General features: G+C 46.2%; 17 protein-coding genes. 7 read left to right on the top strand and 10 right to left on the bottom strand.

Annotation, left to right across the window (positions count from 1 at the left end; all coding sequences use genetic code 11):
* Window positions 1–23: 23 nt before the first annotated feature.
* On the bottom strand, window positions 24–2,066 hold the full coding sequence (locus tag NA59_RS13050) for a UvrD-helicase domain-containing protein (RefSeq protein ID WP_044413755.1): 2,043 nt from the start codon (window positions 2,064–2,066) through the stop codon (window positions 24–26).
* An 82-nt stretch (window positions 2,067–2,148) separates the two neighbouring features.
* Here NA59_RS13050 and NA59_RS13055 point away from each other — a divergent pair, with 82 nt between their 5' ends.
* Both NA59_RS13055 and NA59_RS13060 read left to right on the top strand, forming a co-directional pair.
* Complete coding sequence (locus NA59_RS13055) at window positions 2,149–2,697, top strand: Uma2 family endonuclease (protein ID WP_044413759.1); 549 nt, start codon at window positions 2,149–2,151, stop codon at window positions 2,695–2,697.
* Between the two features lie 39 nt (window positions 2,698–2,736).
* Window positions 2,737–3,324 carry a class I SAM-dependent methyltransferase gene (locus tag NA59_RS13060; protein ID WP_044413762.1) on the top strand — a complete coding sequence of 196 codons (588 nt, stop codon included), beginning with the start codon at window positions 2,737–2,739 and terminating at the stop codon, window positions 3,322–3,324.
* Window positions 3,325–3,350: 26 nt separating this feature from the next.
* On the opposite strand, the gene ccoS is transcribed toward NA59_RS13060, so the two are convergent.
* From ccoS to ccoN, 9 genes are all read right to left on the bottom strand, one after another.
* Entirely contained in the window at window positions 3,351–3,572 is a 222-nt protein-coding gene (gene ccoS, locus NA59_RS13065; RefSeq protein WP_044413765.1) for a cbb3-type cytochrome oxidase assembly protein CcoS, read from the bottom strand.
* Entirely contained in the window at window positions 3,573–6,044 is a 2,472-nt protein-coding gene (locus NA59_RS13070; protein WP_044413768.1) for a heavy metal translocating P-type ATPase, read from the bottom strand.
* Between the two features lie 3 nt (window positions 6,045–6,047).
* The gene (locus NA59_RS14965; RefSeq protein WP_044413771.1) at window positions 6,048–6,569 is read right to left on the bottom strand and encodes a FixH family protein; all 522 of its coding nucleotides are present in this window, start codon (window positions 6,567–6,569) and stop codon (window positions 6,048–6,050) included.
* Window positions 6,570–6,656: 87 nt separating this feature from the next.
* Entirely contained in the window at window positions 6,657–8,123 is a 1,467-nt protein-coding gene (gene ccoG / locus NA59_RS13080) for a cytochrome c oxidase accessory protein CcoG (RefSeq protein WP_044413774.1), read from the bottom strand.
* 167 nt (window positions 8,124–8,290) lie between these two features.
* The gene (locus NA59_RS15755) at window positions 8,291–8,413 is read right to left on the bottom strand and encodes a hypothetical protein (protein WP_269763860.1); all 123 of its coding nucleotides are present in this window, start codon (window positions 8,411–8,413) and stop codon (window positions 8,291–8,293) included.
* Between the two features lie 70 nt (window positions 8,414–8,483).
* Window positions 8,484–9,395, bottom strand: coding sequence for a cytochrome-c oxidase, cbb3-type subunit III (ccoP, locus tag NA59_RS13085; protein ID WP_044413777.1), 912 nt, complete (start codon window positions 9,393–9,395; stop codon window positions 8,484–8,486).
* A gap of 20 nt (window positions 9,396–9,415) precedes the next feature.
* Window positions 9,416–9,598, bottom strand: coding sequence for a hypothetical protein (locus NA59_RS13090; protein WP_044413779.1), 183 nt, complete (start codon window positions 9,596–9,598; stop codon window positions 9,416–9,418).
* A complete protein-coding gene (gene ccoO / locus NA59_RS13095) occupies window positions 9,591–10,430 on the bottom strand; it encodes a cytochrome-c oxidase, cbb3-type subunit II (protein ID WP_044413782.1) in 840 nt (279 codons plus the stop codon). Before ccoO ends, NA59_RS13090 begins: the two co-directional genes overlap by 8 nt.
* A gap of 63 nt (window positions 10,431–10,493) precedes the next feature.
* Complete coding sequence (gene ccoN / locus NA59_RS13100) at window positions 10,494–11,927, bottom strand: cytochrome-c oxidase, cbb3-type subunit I (RefSeq protein ID WP_044413785.1); 1,434 nt, start codon at window positions 11,925–11,927, stop codon at window positions 10,494–10,496.
* A gap of 418 nt (window positions 11,928–12,345) precedes the next feature.
* On the opposite strand from ccoN, the gene hisB reads away from it, so the two are divergent.
* The 5 genes from hisB to NA59_RS13125 are packed head-to-tail and all read left to right on the top strand — an operon-like array spanning window position 12,346 to window position 15,457.
* Window positions 12,346–12,933, top strand: coding sequence for an imidazoleglycerol-phosphate dehydratase HisB (hisB, locus tag NA59_RS13105; RefSeq protein ID WP_044413787.1), 588 nt, complete (start codon window positions 12,346–12,348; stop codon window positions 12,931–12,933).
* A 2-nt stretch (window positions 12,934–12,935) separates the two neighbouring features.
* Window positions 12,936–13,574, top strand: a complete 639-nt coding sequence (hisH, locus tag NA59_RS13110; protein WP_044413788.1) for an imidazole glycerol phosphate synthase subunit HisH — start codon at window positions 12,936–12,938, stop codon at window positions 13,572–13,574.
* A gap of 43 nt (window positions 13,575–13,617) precedes the next feature.
* Complete coding sequence (gene hisA / locus NA59_RS13115; protein ID WP_044413789.1) at window positions 13,618–14,370, top strand: 1-(5-phosphoribosyl)-5-[(5-phosphoribosylamino)methylideneamino]imidazole-4-carboxamide isomerase; 753 nt, start codon at window positions 13,618–13,620, stop codon at window positions 14,368–14,370.
* The gene (hisF, locus tag NA59_RS13120; protein WP_044413791.1) at window positions 14,370–15,143 is read left to right on the top strand and encodes an imidazole glycerol phosphate synthase subunit HisF; all 774 of its coding nucleotides are present in this window, start codon (window positions 14,370–14,372) and stop codon (window positions 15,141–15,143) included. Before hisA ends, hisF begins: the two co-directional genes overlap by 1 nt.
* Window positions 15,140–15,457 (top strand): phosphoribosyl-ATP diphosphatase, encoded by a 318-nt coding sequence (locus NA59_RS13125; RefSeq protein WP_044413794.1) that lies wholly within the window; start codon window positions 15,140–15,142, stop codon window positions 15,455–15,457. The genes hisF and NA59_RS13125 overlap by 4 nt, the downstream gene beginning before the upstream one ends.
* Window positions 15,458–15,504 lie beyond the last annotated feature (47 nt).

Raw genomic sequence — 15,504 nt, forward strand, 5'->3', positions numbered from 1 at the left:
ATCGAATGCAATCCCAAACAAGCTCAGCCTCCCGTCTTCGCGGCTAATAGCGCGCGGAGGTTTTCTACTTGGCTGTTGCCGTGTTGTTTGGCTTGTTCTTGGCTGAGGGCGACGCCGGGTTTGCCTTCCCATTGCATCGCGTCTTCGGGGAGTTCGAATAGAAAACGACTCGGATCGCAAGGCGTATCTTCGCCGTATTTTCTTCGTTTTTGTGCATAGGTCATGGTTAAGCTGCGTTGGGCGCGGGTGATACCTACATAGGCCAATCGCCGTTCTTCCTCCAGGCCTGGTGATTCTAGGTTTTGTTTGTGGGGCAGCATTTCTTCTTCCACCCCAATCAAAAACACATGTGGAAACTCTAGCCCTTTTGAGGCATGCAGGGTCATTAAGCTGATCATATCATGGTCTTTTTCTTCTTCGTTGCGTTCCATAATATCCATCAGCGTCATGTGTGAGACGACTTTGGCAAGTTTGAGCTGATCGCCATCTTCTTCTTGCGCTTTGGTAACGATGCGTTCAATCCATAGCAATAAATCGCGGACGTTTTCAATCCGTCTTTCAGCGGTTTTCACCGATGAGGCGGTTTCCATCAACCAATTGTCATATTCGATTTTGTCGAGGATCTGACGTACAAATTGCACCATTTCCTTTCCTTCAACCACCTCGGCTTCTTTTGCCCAATCGAGCAACACCTGTCCAAACAATTGGACACGCTTGAGGGATTTTTCAGATAGCACTTGAGTGAGACCAAACTCTTGGGTTGCGTCAAATAGGCTGATGCCCCGATGCGTGGCATAGGTTGCCAGTTTTTCTAGCGTACCCGCGCCGATTTCGCGGCGCGGCGTATTGATAATCCGCAGGAAGGCGGCATCGTCATCAGGATTGACAATCAATTTGAGATAGGACATCACGTCTTTGATTTCAGCGCGATCAAAAAACGACTGGCCACCCGATAATATATAGGGCAGATTTTGTTCACGCAACGCCCGTTCAATCAGCCTGGCCTGGTGATTGCCGCGATAGAGAATCGCATAATCGCGGTTTTTGGTTTTGGTCTTAAACTTATGCACAATAATCTCTGACACCACACGCTCCGCTTCTTGGTTTTCGTTAGCGCAGGCGATGACGCGTATTGGGTCGCCCAAGCCCATTTCACTCCACAGACGTTTTTCAAATACGTGGGGGTTGTTGGCAATCAGCTGGTTGGCGCTGTTAAGAATATGTTGGCTTGAACGGTAGTTTTGCTCTAGCTTGACGAGATGCAATCCGGGAAAATCTTGCTGGAGCAGTGCGAGGTTTTCAGGCTGTGCGCCGCGCCAAGCGTAAATCGATTGGTCGTCATCGCCAACCACCGTGAGCTTGCCATTTAAGCCGACTAATTGGCGCACTAATTGATATTGCGCGGCGTTGGTATCTTGATATTCATCTACAAGCAAATAGCGCACTTTGTTTTGCCATTTTTCTAAAATCTGCGGTTGCTCGTTAAACACCCGTACAGGCAAGCCGATCAGGTCATCAAAATCAACCGCATTGTAGGCATGCAGTTGTTTTTGATAGGCCGCATAGAGCCGCGCCCGCGCTTGGGCTAATGGGTCCTCAGCCATCTCCAGCGCGACCTGTGGATCAAGATGCTGGTTTTTCCAAGCGGAAATCTCCCATTGCACGCCATCCAATTCTTCAGGGTCAAGATCGTTTTTCTTCATCAATTCTTTTAGGATTTGCCCGGTATCTTGCGAATCCATAATCGAGAAGTTTGGCTTGTAATTGAGCGCCTTGTATTCATGGCGCATGATCGTTAAGCCGAGGTTATGAAAGGTGGATACATTCAAGCCTTTAGCCGGGGTGTCGATCATCAACTTGGTGACACGCTCTTTCATCTCACGCGCGGCCTTGTTGGTAAAGGTTACCGCATAGATTTGATGGGGCTTGTAATCGTGCTTGCGCACCAGATGGGCGATTTTTTCGGTAATAACGCGGGTTTTACCGCTGCCCGCCCCCGCTAGAACCAGCAGTGGGGTATCGATATGTAAAACGGCTTCACGTTGTCGGGGGTTTAGGCTATGCATGTTTTTGTTGAATATCTTGTTTAAAAGGTACAATATAATAAATCAATTTAACGAGTGATGAGACACTTATAGGAGAATCCAGATGCAGCGCGCTTATTTACCGCATTATACCGCTGATGATTATGCCCAATGGAAAGGCGATTGGGAACTTTTGGATGGCATTCCGATTGCGATGTCACCGGCGCCGATATTTGACCATCAGTATGTTAATGGCACCATTTTTAGACATCTTGACGAACAGCTGGAACACTGCCATCGATGCCGGGTCGCCCAAGAGGTCGATTGGCGAGTACACAATGATACCGTTGTGCGTCCAGATACGGTGGTGATTTGCTATCCTCCTCAGGACTATCTAACCAAACGCCCCGAGTTGGTGATTGAGGTATTATCACCCTCAACCGCACGGATGGATGAAACCACCAAATTAGAACTCTACCAAACCGAAGGTGTGCCTTACTATATGATCGTCGACCCGAAAAAATTGATGGCTAAGGCCTATCTATTACATCAGGGGCGCTACATTAAGATTGATGACTTTATCAATGGTCGCTGCCCGCTCAAAATCGGTGACTGCGAATTTGAGTTTGACTTTGACTTGGTGTTCAACCGTGTCCGCAAAGCCATGCACTAACCATTACAAAACACAAATACTACACCGATAAGGAAAACCATGGCCAGCATCGCAGACCTAAAACAAGATTTAACGATTCAAACAGCCTTAATGGGGCACACTCTAACTTTTAACACCACCTGGGGGATTTTTAGTCCGCGTGAAATTGACTCGGGTACCGATTTACTCTTGCGTCACCTTGATGTTAAACCGGATGAGGTTGCACTGGATATTGGCTGTGGCTACGGGCCGATTGGACTGGCCATCGCCGCGAGCGCGCCACAAGGTCGGGTACATATGGTAGATAAAGATTTCGTGGCGGTGGACTATGCCAATAAAAATGCTCAACGCAATAAGCTGAACCACGCCCAAGCCTATTTATCAAACGGTTTAAGTGCGGTGCCTAAAGACATCCTATTTACCACCGTGGTATCGAACATCCCGGCCAAGGTCGGCAAGGAAATGTTGAGCATTTTACTCCATGACATTCACGCGCAGCTCGCACCAGGTGGCCAATTGGTTGTCGTCACGATTAACGGTTTGCGCGACTATATGAAACGTAACTTTAACGAGGTATTCGGCAACTACGAAAAGGTAAAACAAGGTAAAGATTACACGATTTCACGCTGTGTGAAACAGGTCAGCTAAAAAGTATCAGACTTATTTAATCGAATTTACGTCATATCCGTTTTTGGTTTATCGGTTGACTGTTGAGATTCCAAGGCTTTTTCTTTTGTTGTTTTTGTTTCTTGTGGGCCTTCGTCGTCAAATAGGATGCGATGGCCTGCTCCGTCCAGGTCGTCGAACTGGCCTTTTTTAGCCATCCAAATAAACATCGCTACAACTAAGCTACCCACAATAAGTACCAGAGGTATGGTGATATAAATTATTTCCATCTATCTATTCCTTTTAGTCTGTCGATCAGCATAAAATCGGCGAATACGCATTGCGTTTAAAATCACCACCAGCCCACTCAATGGCATGGTAATCGAGGCCATCAGCGGGGTTAGCATCGCCGCCATCGCCAACGGCACCATGGTGACATTATAGGCAATCGATATGCCAATGTTTTCTTTTACCGTTTTGAGTGTGCGAGTCGATAAATCCAGCGCGGTATCTATTGCTACCAGCTGGTTGTTTAATAGCACAATATCGGCTGAATCCATCGAGACATCCGTGCCTGCACCCAAGGCAAAACCCACATGCGCACGGCTCAGTGCCGGTGCATCATTGACCCCATCACCCACCATCGCGACTTTTGCGCCCTGCTGTTGCAGTTTAATAATCACATCACTTTTGTCTTCTGGTAAGACTTCAGCAATCACATCAATATCACCTAATTGCGCGGCGACGGCGCGAGCGACGGTATAACGGTCTCCACTTAACAGGGTTATTTTTTTGCCACGCGCCTTGAGCCGATCAATTAATTCCTTGGCATCCTCGCGCAGCTCATCCTCAATCGCCAATACGCCGATGACCTCTTGGTCCGCCGCCACCCAAACACTGGTTCGGCCCAGCTCGGCTTGTTGCTGTTCAAAGGCTTGTAAATGGGCAGGCAAATGGATATCCGCTTGTTGTAACCAGCTGGCCGTTCCGATGCGAATACCTTGGCCATCAACCTGCGCGCTGACACCTCGGCCCGGCTCGGCTTTAAAATCATTCACCGACCAGGCCTGGTTGCGCCAATCCGGTTGATGTTCATCCGCCGCACTGACCACCGCGCGCGCTAGACTATGTTCAGATTTTTGCTCAATATGCGCTAGCTTACTCAACCAGGCCTGGTGATCAATACCCTCATTCCACTGATCTGCGACCCATTTCATATTGCCTTTGGTCAGGGTGCCGGTTTTATCAAACACGAAATGATCAATCTCATTGAGCATTTCCAAAACCACCCCATTTTTAACCAGAATACCATTTCGTGCTGAAACGCCCGCCGCCACCGCCATCGCCATCGGCGTCGCCAAACCTAGCGCGCACGGACAGGTAATAATCAACACCGCCGTACCCGCCATAATCGCCACTTCAATGCCAGACTGGAAAAACCAAAATACAAACGCAATTACCGCCAGAGTAATGGTCACACTGACAAACCAAGGCATGATTTTTTCTGCCGTACACTGAATACTGGCTTTAGAGCCCTGCGCGTCCTCAACCAGATGAATAATCCGGCCCAGACGGGTGTTTTCGAGCGTGTTTTCAACTTCAATAATGAGCGATCCATCCAGGTTCATTGTGCCTGCTGACACCACCAGGCCGGGTTGCTTAAATACTTCACGCGATTCGCCACTCAGCATCGACTCATTGACATTACCGCTACCCTCAATAATACGTCCATCCACCGGTAGCTTGTCTCCTGGCTTAACCAGCACACGTTCTCCGACTTTCAACAAACGTACAGGCACGATCTGCTCTTGTCCATTTAGCCATTGTCGTGCCATTTTTGGCTGTAAATCCATCAAGCGCTTCGTTGCATCCAGTGCTTTGTTTTTGGAGATCGCTTCAAGGTAACGACCCACCAACAGCAGAAAGGTTAAGTCAATGACTGTCGCAAAAAAAGCTTGTCCGCCATCTTCAGGATTTAACATCACCCAGACTGAATAGATATAAGTCACCAGTAAACCGAGTGCAATCGAACTATCCATACCCAGCGTTTTGGCTTTAAGGTTTTGCCAGGCGCCTTTAAAGAAAGGCTGCGCAGAATAGACGAGCGTAACGCTGGCTATTAGAAACAGCATCAAATAAAAATAGGATTTATACTCGCTGTCATCTGCTGCGCCAGTATAAAGCGCAATTGAAAACCACATGGCATTCATCAGTGCAAAGCCAGCGAATCCCATTCGATAGAGCAAATCGCGGTTAGCCTTTTTGTAGGCTTGCTCACTTTCTTCCGCATCATAGGGACGCGCTTCATAGCCAATTTGATGAAGTTGCTTGAGGATGTGCGAAAGTTTGATTTTATTGTTGTCCCAACGCAGCTTGATTTGGCGATTGGTGAAATTGACGTTAGCGTGTTGAATGCCATCAAGTTTAGCAAGTGAATGCTCAATTAGCCAAATACAGGCGGCGCAGTGAATCGAGTCGGACATCAGCGTAATCTGACGCTGGCTAGAAAGGTCTTTTACATATTGCGACTGAACTTCATCATAGTCAAAAAATTCAGACCCTTTCGCAAGCTCAGCCGAAGGGGCTACGGGGCGTTGGGTATCGGGTGAGAGCTTATAAAAACTTTCCAGACCCGATTCATGAATAACTTCACAAACAGAGGCACAGCCATGACAACAAAAGCCACGCGCTGTGCCTTTAATGATGCGATCAATTCGTTCGGAGGGTTTAATCTCTTGACCGCAATGATAACATTGCGCCATCTGTTAAAGCGGATCTTGAACCATAATTGAGCGGCCCACACTGTATTTTAAGTCGCCCTGCACCACTTCAAGGATAAAGTCCCACTTACCTTTAACAGGTAACATAAATTCTGCACTGTATTTGCCCGGCGCACCTAAATGCTGCAACTCAACCTGGCCATCCAAATTTCGATCGGATGGGCGATAGTAATAAAGAATCGCTGAATCTACACTAAAGGCACGATTATCTTTATCTTTAATTTGCAATGTAATTGTATCCGCTTTACCTTCAGATAAAACCGGTAAATCGACATCTAACTGCCAACCCATTTTCTCCATCTCGATACGTCGAGCCATAATCGCCGCATGGTTTTTTCCACGCTCATAATAATCATCAACGACCAGACCGGGTGCGGTGGTGATCGCCATACTAATCATAAACGCATTTACCAACACCACTGTTAATAAGATACCAAACCAAAAAATGACCAGTGGATTCTTCCAAGCCACGCTCCAATCGCGATTATCTACTTTTTCTGCACTCATATACGGTTCACCTATCTAATGACCTAAAACAAAAACCCTCAGTAAGAGGGTCTTGATTATAACGCAATTTAACTTTAAAGCTCTAGGCTATTTTGGTGCATGGAACACACTACGATAACGATCCACAACCTGAGGGTTAGCTTGATCTGTCACAACAATATCTATTGGCAAAGAATCGGTACCGACTTCACTTCGCGGAATTCTGACCAGCAACGAAATAGTGCCAACCGTACCTGGCGCAACATCCGCTACCCTATCAGCAATATACACGAGGTTATCATGACCAAACACCTCTACTTGTGCGCGAATAACCTCATTCGTTTTATTCACCACTTTGACTTCATATTTATTTTGAATGGTGCCATCACTCATTTGCACAAACAAGGGTGAGCGGTCTTTTAATACCGTTACATCCATTGGCGCCATATTCGACAACCCCCAAATCATCGCCGCCGCGGCAATAGCCATAATGGACGAATAAACAATAACACGTGGACGACGCCATATCGGAGGCAGTGCCTTACCGGCAAATTCATTAATGGCCGCATAACGAATTAACCCCTTGGGTTTTTTGACCTTCTCCATGATTTCATCACAAGCATCAATACATAGACCACAGGTAATACAACCAAATTGCTGACCTAAACGTATGTCTACACCGGTAGGACACACATCGACACACATCCGGCAATCAATACAGTCTCCCAATACGGGCGCTTCTTCACCGGGTTTTGGACGCTTCGCACGGCCACGCGGCTCACCACGGTCACGGTCATAGGTCGGCATCACCGTTTCAGTGTCGGTCATCGCACCCTGAATACGTGAGTAGGGACAAAACCCCATACAAACCTGTTCACGCATGAACCCCGCGGTAAGGTAAGTTAATACAGCTAATACGCCGATGACGGCTAATTCAACGCTGCCAAGCTGAAAACTCAGCATCCGCTCCCAAAGCTGAAAGGCATCCGTAAAATAAGCGACAAAACTAAAGCCTGTCATAAAGGCAATGGCTATCCAAGCAAGATGTTTTGGCAGTTTTATTTTAAACTTACTAAATGACATGGGTTCAGCATCAAGCTTAATACGTTTAGCTGGACGCCCTTCTATCTTTTCCTCAATCCACGTAAATACGTCCACCCAAACGGTATGGAAACAAAAGTAACCACACCAAACACGCCCAGCTATCGCGGTAGAGGCTGCAAGCAACAAGGCGAAAAACAACAAAATCATTGCCAACATCCAAATATCTTGCGGCAAAATCGTCAAGCTAAAGATATGGAACTGGCGGTTAGCTAGGTCCCAGAGAATCGCCTGCGATCCATCCCAGCGCATATAAGGACCAATAAATAAAATTATCCAAAAAGAAGCTGCAAGCCACTTAAAGGTACGAAACTTCCCTCCAGTTCGCTTGGCATGCACCGTTCCGCCGGTATGCAACGGCAAAATCTCAACACCAATATCATCTAGTGTTCTAGATGCTTTCACATCCACATCATCCAGCACGGAGCCGGTATGTATTTTGGGGCGATAAATCTCTTTATTTGGATCGGCCATGTCTTGTCCTTAGGTTTACTTTTAATATTGTTATTTGCTTAGACTATTGTAAGAGGAAAAATAAAGGCGTGTTAACAAAAGAATTTATAGATAGCCATAAATAAAAATAGGCCTACTCAAAGACCTATTTTTATTTATGGTAAAACTCCGTTTATTAATTAAATAAACTATTTACCGCTATCCATGTTTTTGAAAAGCTTCCAGCCAAACGCAACGGCAGAAACAATTGCAAACAAAACAGATAACAATGAGGCCCAAAGCACCCAATCGTTATTTAATTCACCACCCATGTCATTCTCCTTTGTTTTGATTAGAACAGGATGGCTTAACCTCACTAAAAATGAAGTTAAGCTTCAAAAACTACTGGCCACCACCTAATTGGTGAACATATACAGCTAGACGCTTAATGTTGACGTCTGCATCGGGTAGACGTTCTTTAAACGATGGCATTTCTGCGATACGTGTACCTTCAACATGCTTCTGACCTACACCATACTTAATAGTATAGATATACGAATCTAGTGTTGAAGCTTGCAAATTACCAGGTACACCCGCAAAACGGAAAATTCCATCCGCTAGATTAGATGCGCCAATCGGTGCGACAGGCTTACCTGCAGGACCATGACACGCCATACACATACCTTTGGCATAAGCGGCTTTTCCAGCGGCATACTCAGGCTTATCACCGTCACCCGTTGACAATGCGAGTGAGTATTCAGCTACCTGAACGACTTCCTCATCAGTCAGGTTACCCATCATGCCACGCGCAGGCATATTACCAACACGTCCATTAATCATCGCCGCTTCGATTTGCTTAACGGTCCCCCCCCACTGCCAATCATCGTTGGCCAGAATTGGGAAGTTAGGATTGCCTGCACCACCCCAACCATGACAGGCCATACAATAGTCACCGAACAATACTTTTGAGGTGTTAACCGCATAAGCGCGTAGGTTGTCATCTGCCAAGATTTCAGTCACATCAAGCGTTCTTAGCTGCTCTTCTTCCGCAGCAAAGGTGCGTTGACGCCAAGCTTCCAGCTGACCTTTCCCTTCTTTGTATTCCTCAATGGCTGTCCAGCCTGCCAAACCTTTTGTATGACTGTTAGCCAGTGGAATCGCCGGATAATAAAGTGCATAAAAAATAATCATTACAAAACCAGCGTAAAACGCCAGCATCCACCAAAGGGGTGGTGGATTATCCAGTTCGCGGATATCCTCATCCCAGATATGTCCAGTATTGCCCTCATCAGGCCATGGATTGTGTTGTGCCATACTTATTCTCCTCAGAATAATCAATCGTCATCAAGTACTTTATATTTCTGTTCTTCAAGTTCTTTACGTCTACTTGGTTTTAGCGCCCACCAGAAGGCAATCGCCATACCAAAAAATATAAGTACCGTTACAATCAGTCCAGCCCAATCATGGCCGGTCATCGCGGCCCAATCGGTGCTGAAGTAGTGTTGTTTATCACTCACGGTAAACCTTACTATCGTCTAGTCTTACCATAGTACCCAGAACTTGCATATAAGCTACAATCGCATCCATCTCGGTTTTCCCACGGATATGATCTTGCGCCAACGCAATTTCATCATCGGTATAAGGGACACCAATACGACGCATAGCGGTCAAACGGGTTTCCATGTTACGCTTAATACCAAAGAAACTGGTTTCGATGCTATTTTCAGCTAACCATGGATACGCTGGCATCACAGACTCTGGAACTAAGTCTTGAGGACGAAGTAAATGTAAAACATGCCATTCATCAGAGAACTTACCACCTACACGTGCCAAATCTGGGCCAGTACGTTTTGAACCCCATTGGAATGGATGATCATACATGGACTCGGTTGCCAATGAGAAGTGACCATAACGTTCACGCTCATCACGGAACGGACGAATCATTTGTGAGTGACAAATGTAACAGCCTTCACGGATATAAATATCACGACCAGCCAACTCTAAAGGAGTGTAAGGGCGAACGCCGTCGCCTGCTTTCCAATCAGACCCCCATGAACCGTCAGCATTTTTGTAGATTAAACGCTTGTTTTCACTACCTTGCGCCAGCACTACTCTGCCATCCGCATCAAGGTCAAACGAACGTTCCCACACCAACTCTGGGAATTTTTCATTTTTAACGTTACCGTACTTATCCGTTTTCTCAGTGTAGTCAACAGCTGACTTGAGATAAAACAAAGGTACGATTTCAACAATACCCGCAATTGACACTGCAAAAGCGGTAGCCAACATCAGCGCAAAAACATTACGTTCTGAGCGATCCTGGAAATTTTTTGGTTTTTCATCTGCCATGAGTTTCTGCTCCTCAACTCATTAATCGATGGGGTGAGATTGTTCCCTCACCCCTCTTCTATTTTAAGCCTGTGCAGTGACCGCACTGGTCTGTCTTGCTTTTGCCATTCTTAATGTCATTACGATGTTATATAACATCACAACAGCACCAGAGGTAAACAACACACCACCGATAGTACGCATTACATAATAAGGATGCATTGCCGACACAGACTCTGCGAAGGTATAGGCTAACATACCGTACTCGTCATACGCACGCCACATTAGACCTTGCATGATACCGGATACCCACATCGCAACGATATAAAGCACCGTACCAATAGTCGCTAACCAGAAATGGAAGTTGATTAATTTCATCGAGTACATTTCGGTATTCCACAACTTCATCACCATGTGATAGATCGCACCGATGGAGACCATCGCCACCCAACCTAACGCACCGGAGTGAACGTGACCAATTGTCCAGTCAGTATAGTGAGAAAGTGCGTTTACTGTCTTCGCAGACATAACCGGACCTTCGAAGGTTGCCATCGCATAGAAAGCCAATGCCATAACTAAGAAACGAAGAATATAGTCCGTACGCAGACGGTCCCAAGCACCTGAAAGGGTTAACATACCGTTCAGAGCACCACCCCAAGAAGGAATGATCATCGCTAAAGAAATGGCGGCACCTAACGAGCCCGTCCAGTCAGGTAGCGCGGTATATTGCAAGTGATGCGCACCCAACCACACATAACCAAACATTAAGGCCCAGAAGTGAATAACCGATAAGCGGTAAGAGTAGACAGGACGCTGTGCTTGCTTCGGAACGAAGTAGTACATAATCGCTAAGAAGCCCGCTGTTAGGAAGAAACCAACCGCGTTATGACCCCACCACCACTGAATCATTGCATCCTGAACACCACTGAAAATTGAGTAGGATTCAAACATAGAAACCGGGATAGCTAAACCATTTACAACATATAGGTAGGTGATCATGATCATCATACCTAGGAAGAACCAGTTCGACACGTAAACGTGTGAATGGGTTTGCTTATTACGATTGGCAATTGTCATTACAAAGTTAAAGGTAAACATCACCCAAACCAAAGCAACGGCAATATCAAGTGGCCAAATTAACTCATGGTATTCCTTACCTTGTGTCATACCCATTGAAAGGGAGATAACACCCAGCAATAAACCAATAGTAAACAGAATAGCAGTTGTCCATGCCAATCCATTGCTATATAGCTTTAAGCCATTTGTACGTTGAACCGTGTAGAAGGCTGTTGCCATCAAAGTCATACCACCAAAAGCAAAAATTACTGTGTTGGTATGCATTACACGAAGACGCGCGAAAGTGATTTCTGCAATATCAAAGTTCAATGCAGGCCATGCTAACTGGGATGCTGCCATGGTACCCATCGCAGTACCCAGCACCAGAAACACAACCGCAAGAACGGTCAAATACTTGACCACTCCGTCGTCATATTGTGGTTTTGTCATTGTAGTATCCATCAGTTGGATTCCCCTTATAGTCTTAAAGTTTCACCCCTGAGCCGTTGATTTTTACCATCATCAATTAGCTCAAAGACTCCTCAGTGCCCAATTATAGGCCTTTGTTGTCTTATTGCTATTCAAAACGCAAAAAACTTAATCTGCATCAAGATTGTTACGTTTGACGTTAAAAAACCAAGGTCAAAAGCCATTTTTTAAAAAATCTTTCAAATTATCTAATAAACATCGCTATATTTAAACTAAAAAAATTTTATGACCCAGATATAGAATTACTATAACTCTTTTATTGACCATGGTTTATTAAGAAACAACGGATGCTAAAGCTATTCAAATTTGACGCTTTAAAAGGTTATAAATATGCAAAACCATCTTTTTTTCAGTATGATTACGTTTTTTCAAGTTTTGGTAGATAAACAACATGCGCCTAGCAACTATTGAACGCAACACCTTAGAAACGCAAATTAAAATTGAGATTAATCTTGATGGAACAGGTAAAGCCCACTTCAATACTGGCGTACCTTTTTTTGAACATATGCTTGATCAGATTGCGCGCCACGGTTTGATTGACCTCGACATTACCGCTGTAGGTGACTTACACATTGACGACCATCATACGGTTGAAGATGTGGGTATCGCACTGGGTCAAGCCTTGAAGCAAGCGGTGGGTGATAAAAAAGGCATTGCGCGCTATGGCCATGCGTATGTGCCACTTGATGAAGCGCTGTCTAGGGTCGTGATTGATCTTTCAGGGCGACCCGGCCTGTCATTTCATGCCGACTTTACCCGCGCCCAAATAGGCACGTTTGAAACAGAGTTGGTCGCGGAGTTCTTTCAAGGGTTTGTAAACCACGCGCAAGCCACCTTGCACATTGATAATCTTCGCGGTCATAATGCGCATCACCAAGTTGAAACGATTTTCAAAGCCTTTGGACGCGCCCTACGCATGGCGCTATCGCCAGACGAAAGGATGGCAGGCATGCTACCTTCCACCAAAGGGAGTTTATAGTCATGAGCCGCAAACAAATTGTGGTGGTTGATTATGGTATGGGCAATTTGCGCTCGGTCGCCAAGGCGGCTGAACATGTTGCAAATCAATCAGCCGATATTCTTGTTAGCCAAAACCCGCAGGATATTGCCAATGCGGATGCCGTTATTTTCCCTGGCCAAGGCGCGGCGAAAGCCTGTATGCAAGCCTTAAAAGATACGGGGATGATGCAGCCCGTGATAGAAGCCGCTGAAACCAAACCCTTTTTAGGCATCTGCATGGGGCTACAAGTATTAATGACCTACAGCGATGAAAACCAAGGGATTGAATGCCTTGATGTCATACCAGGCCTGGTTAAGAAATTTGATGAAACCCGCTTTCCTGAGTTAAAAATACCGCATATGGGTTGGAATCAAATACATCAAACCCAAGATCATCCGTTATGGCATGGCATTGTCAATTCAAGCCGATTTTATTTTGTGCATAGCTATTTTGTTAAGCCAAAGCTTGATCATTATGCCATTGGCACCACAGAATATGGCGAAACCTTTACCAGCGCGATAGCACATAATAAACTGTTTGCAATTCAAGCGCACCCCGAAAAGAGCGCTGATGCGGGTCTGCAATTATTAAAAAACTTTATACACTGGAATGGCGCTTAGACCCTACGGTTAAAAAAGAGCCAGCAAGAATTAGGAAGACAATATGTTACTGATACCCGCAATAGATTTAAAAGACGGCCAATGTGTGCGTTTACGTCAAGGACTGATGGACGATGCCACGGTTTTTTCATCCGATATCGTCGCGATGGCGGAACGCTGGGTGAACCAAGGCGCGCGCCGCCTGCACATGGTGGACTTAAACGGTGCATTTGAAGGCAAGCCGGTGAATGGCGATGCCGTTTATCAGGTACGCAAGGCCTACCCAGACCTGCCGATTCAGATTGGCGGGGGTATTCGTGATCTAGCGACGATCGAAGCCTATTTAAGCGCCGGGGTTAGCTATTGTATTATCGGCACCAAAGCGGTTCACAATCCGGAATTCGTGGCACAAGCTTGCAAAGCCTTTCCAGGACATATTATGGTTGGACTCGATGCCAAAGACGGTTATGTCGCCATTAATGGCTGGGCTGAAGTCACTGACCACTTGGTTACTGAGTTGGGCAAACGCTTTGAAGATGATGGTGTCGAAGCGATTATTTACACGGATATCGGTCGTGATGGCATGATGCAGGGCGTTAATATCGAAGCCACCCAAGCGCTGGCTCGCGCCCTGCGCATTCCGGTTGTCGCGTCGGGTGGCATTACCAATCTTGAGGACATTAAAGCCCTAGCGAAAATTGAACGCGATGGTGTAGTCGGCGCCATTACTGGCCGTGCCATCTACGAAGGCACACTGAATCTGGCTGAAGGACAAGCACTCGCTGACACCCTGAGCCAAGCGTTGGAGCAAGCCTAATGGGGTTAGCAAAACGTATTATTCCCTGTTTGGATGTTGACAATGGCCGTGTGGTGAAAGGCGTGCAGTTTGTTGAAATCCGCGATGCGGGTGACCCAGTTGAAGTAGCGAAACGTTATGATCAGCAGGGCGCGGATGAAATCACATTTCTGGATATCACCGCCAGTTCAGACAACCGCGATACCATCGTGCATGTCGTTGAACAGGTCGCCAGCCAAGTTTTTATCCCACTGACCGTGGGTGGCGGCATTCGCAAGGTTGAAGATGTGCGCCAAATGCTCAACGCCGGTGCGGATAAGGTGTCGATCAATACTGCTGCGATTCACAACCCTGAATTTGTCCGTCAAGCGGCTGACTTATTTGGCTCACAGTGCATCGTGGTGGCGATTGATGCGAAAAAAGTCAGCGCCGACAATGAACCCAATCGCTGGGAAATTTTTACGCATGGCGGGCGCAAGTCAACCGGTATTGATGCCATTAACTGGGCAATTAAAATGGAAAGCTATGGCGCAGGCGAAATCCTACTGACGAGCATGGACAGGGATGGCACCAAAATTGGTTTTGACCTTGAGCTCACTCGTGCGGTCGCGGATGCCATTAAAATTCCAGTCATCGCTTCTGGCGGCGTGGGTGAACTGCAACACTTGGTTGATGGCGTCAAACAGGGTCATGCCCAAGCGGTGTTGGCCGCCAGTATTTTCCATTTTGGCCAACACACCATCGAAGAAGCCAAATTAGCGATGCAACAACAAGGGGTAGAGGTACGCTTATGAGCGAAGTGCTAGCACAACTGGATAAAATTTTACAACAACGTAAAACCGAATCGGCCGATAGCTCCTATGTTGCCAGCCTCTATGCCAAGGGTTTGGATAAGATTTTAAAGAAGGTTGGTGAGGAATCCGTCGAAACCATTATGGCGGCCAAAGACGGTGATGCTGAACATTTAGTTTACGAGGTAGCCGATTTATGGTTTCATACCCTTGTGCTACTCGCGCACCAAAACCTATCCAGTTCGCAAGTTATATCCGAGCTTGAGCGCCGATTTGGGCTATCTGGGCTTGAAGAGAAAGCGCAGCGAACTGAATAAATTATTTATTATTTAAACAAATAACATACAACACACAAGTAAGAGAG

Origin of the sequence: Thiomicrospira microaerophila (assembly GCF_000934765.1) — a bacterium.
In the GTDB taxonomy this organism is placed as follows: Bacteria; Pseudomonadota; Gammaproteobacteria; order Thiomicrospirales; family Thiomicrospiraceae; genus Thiomicrospira; species Thiomicrospira microaerophila.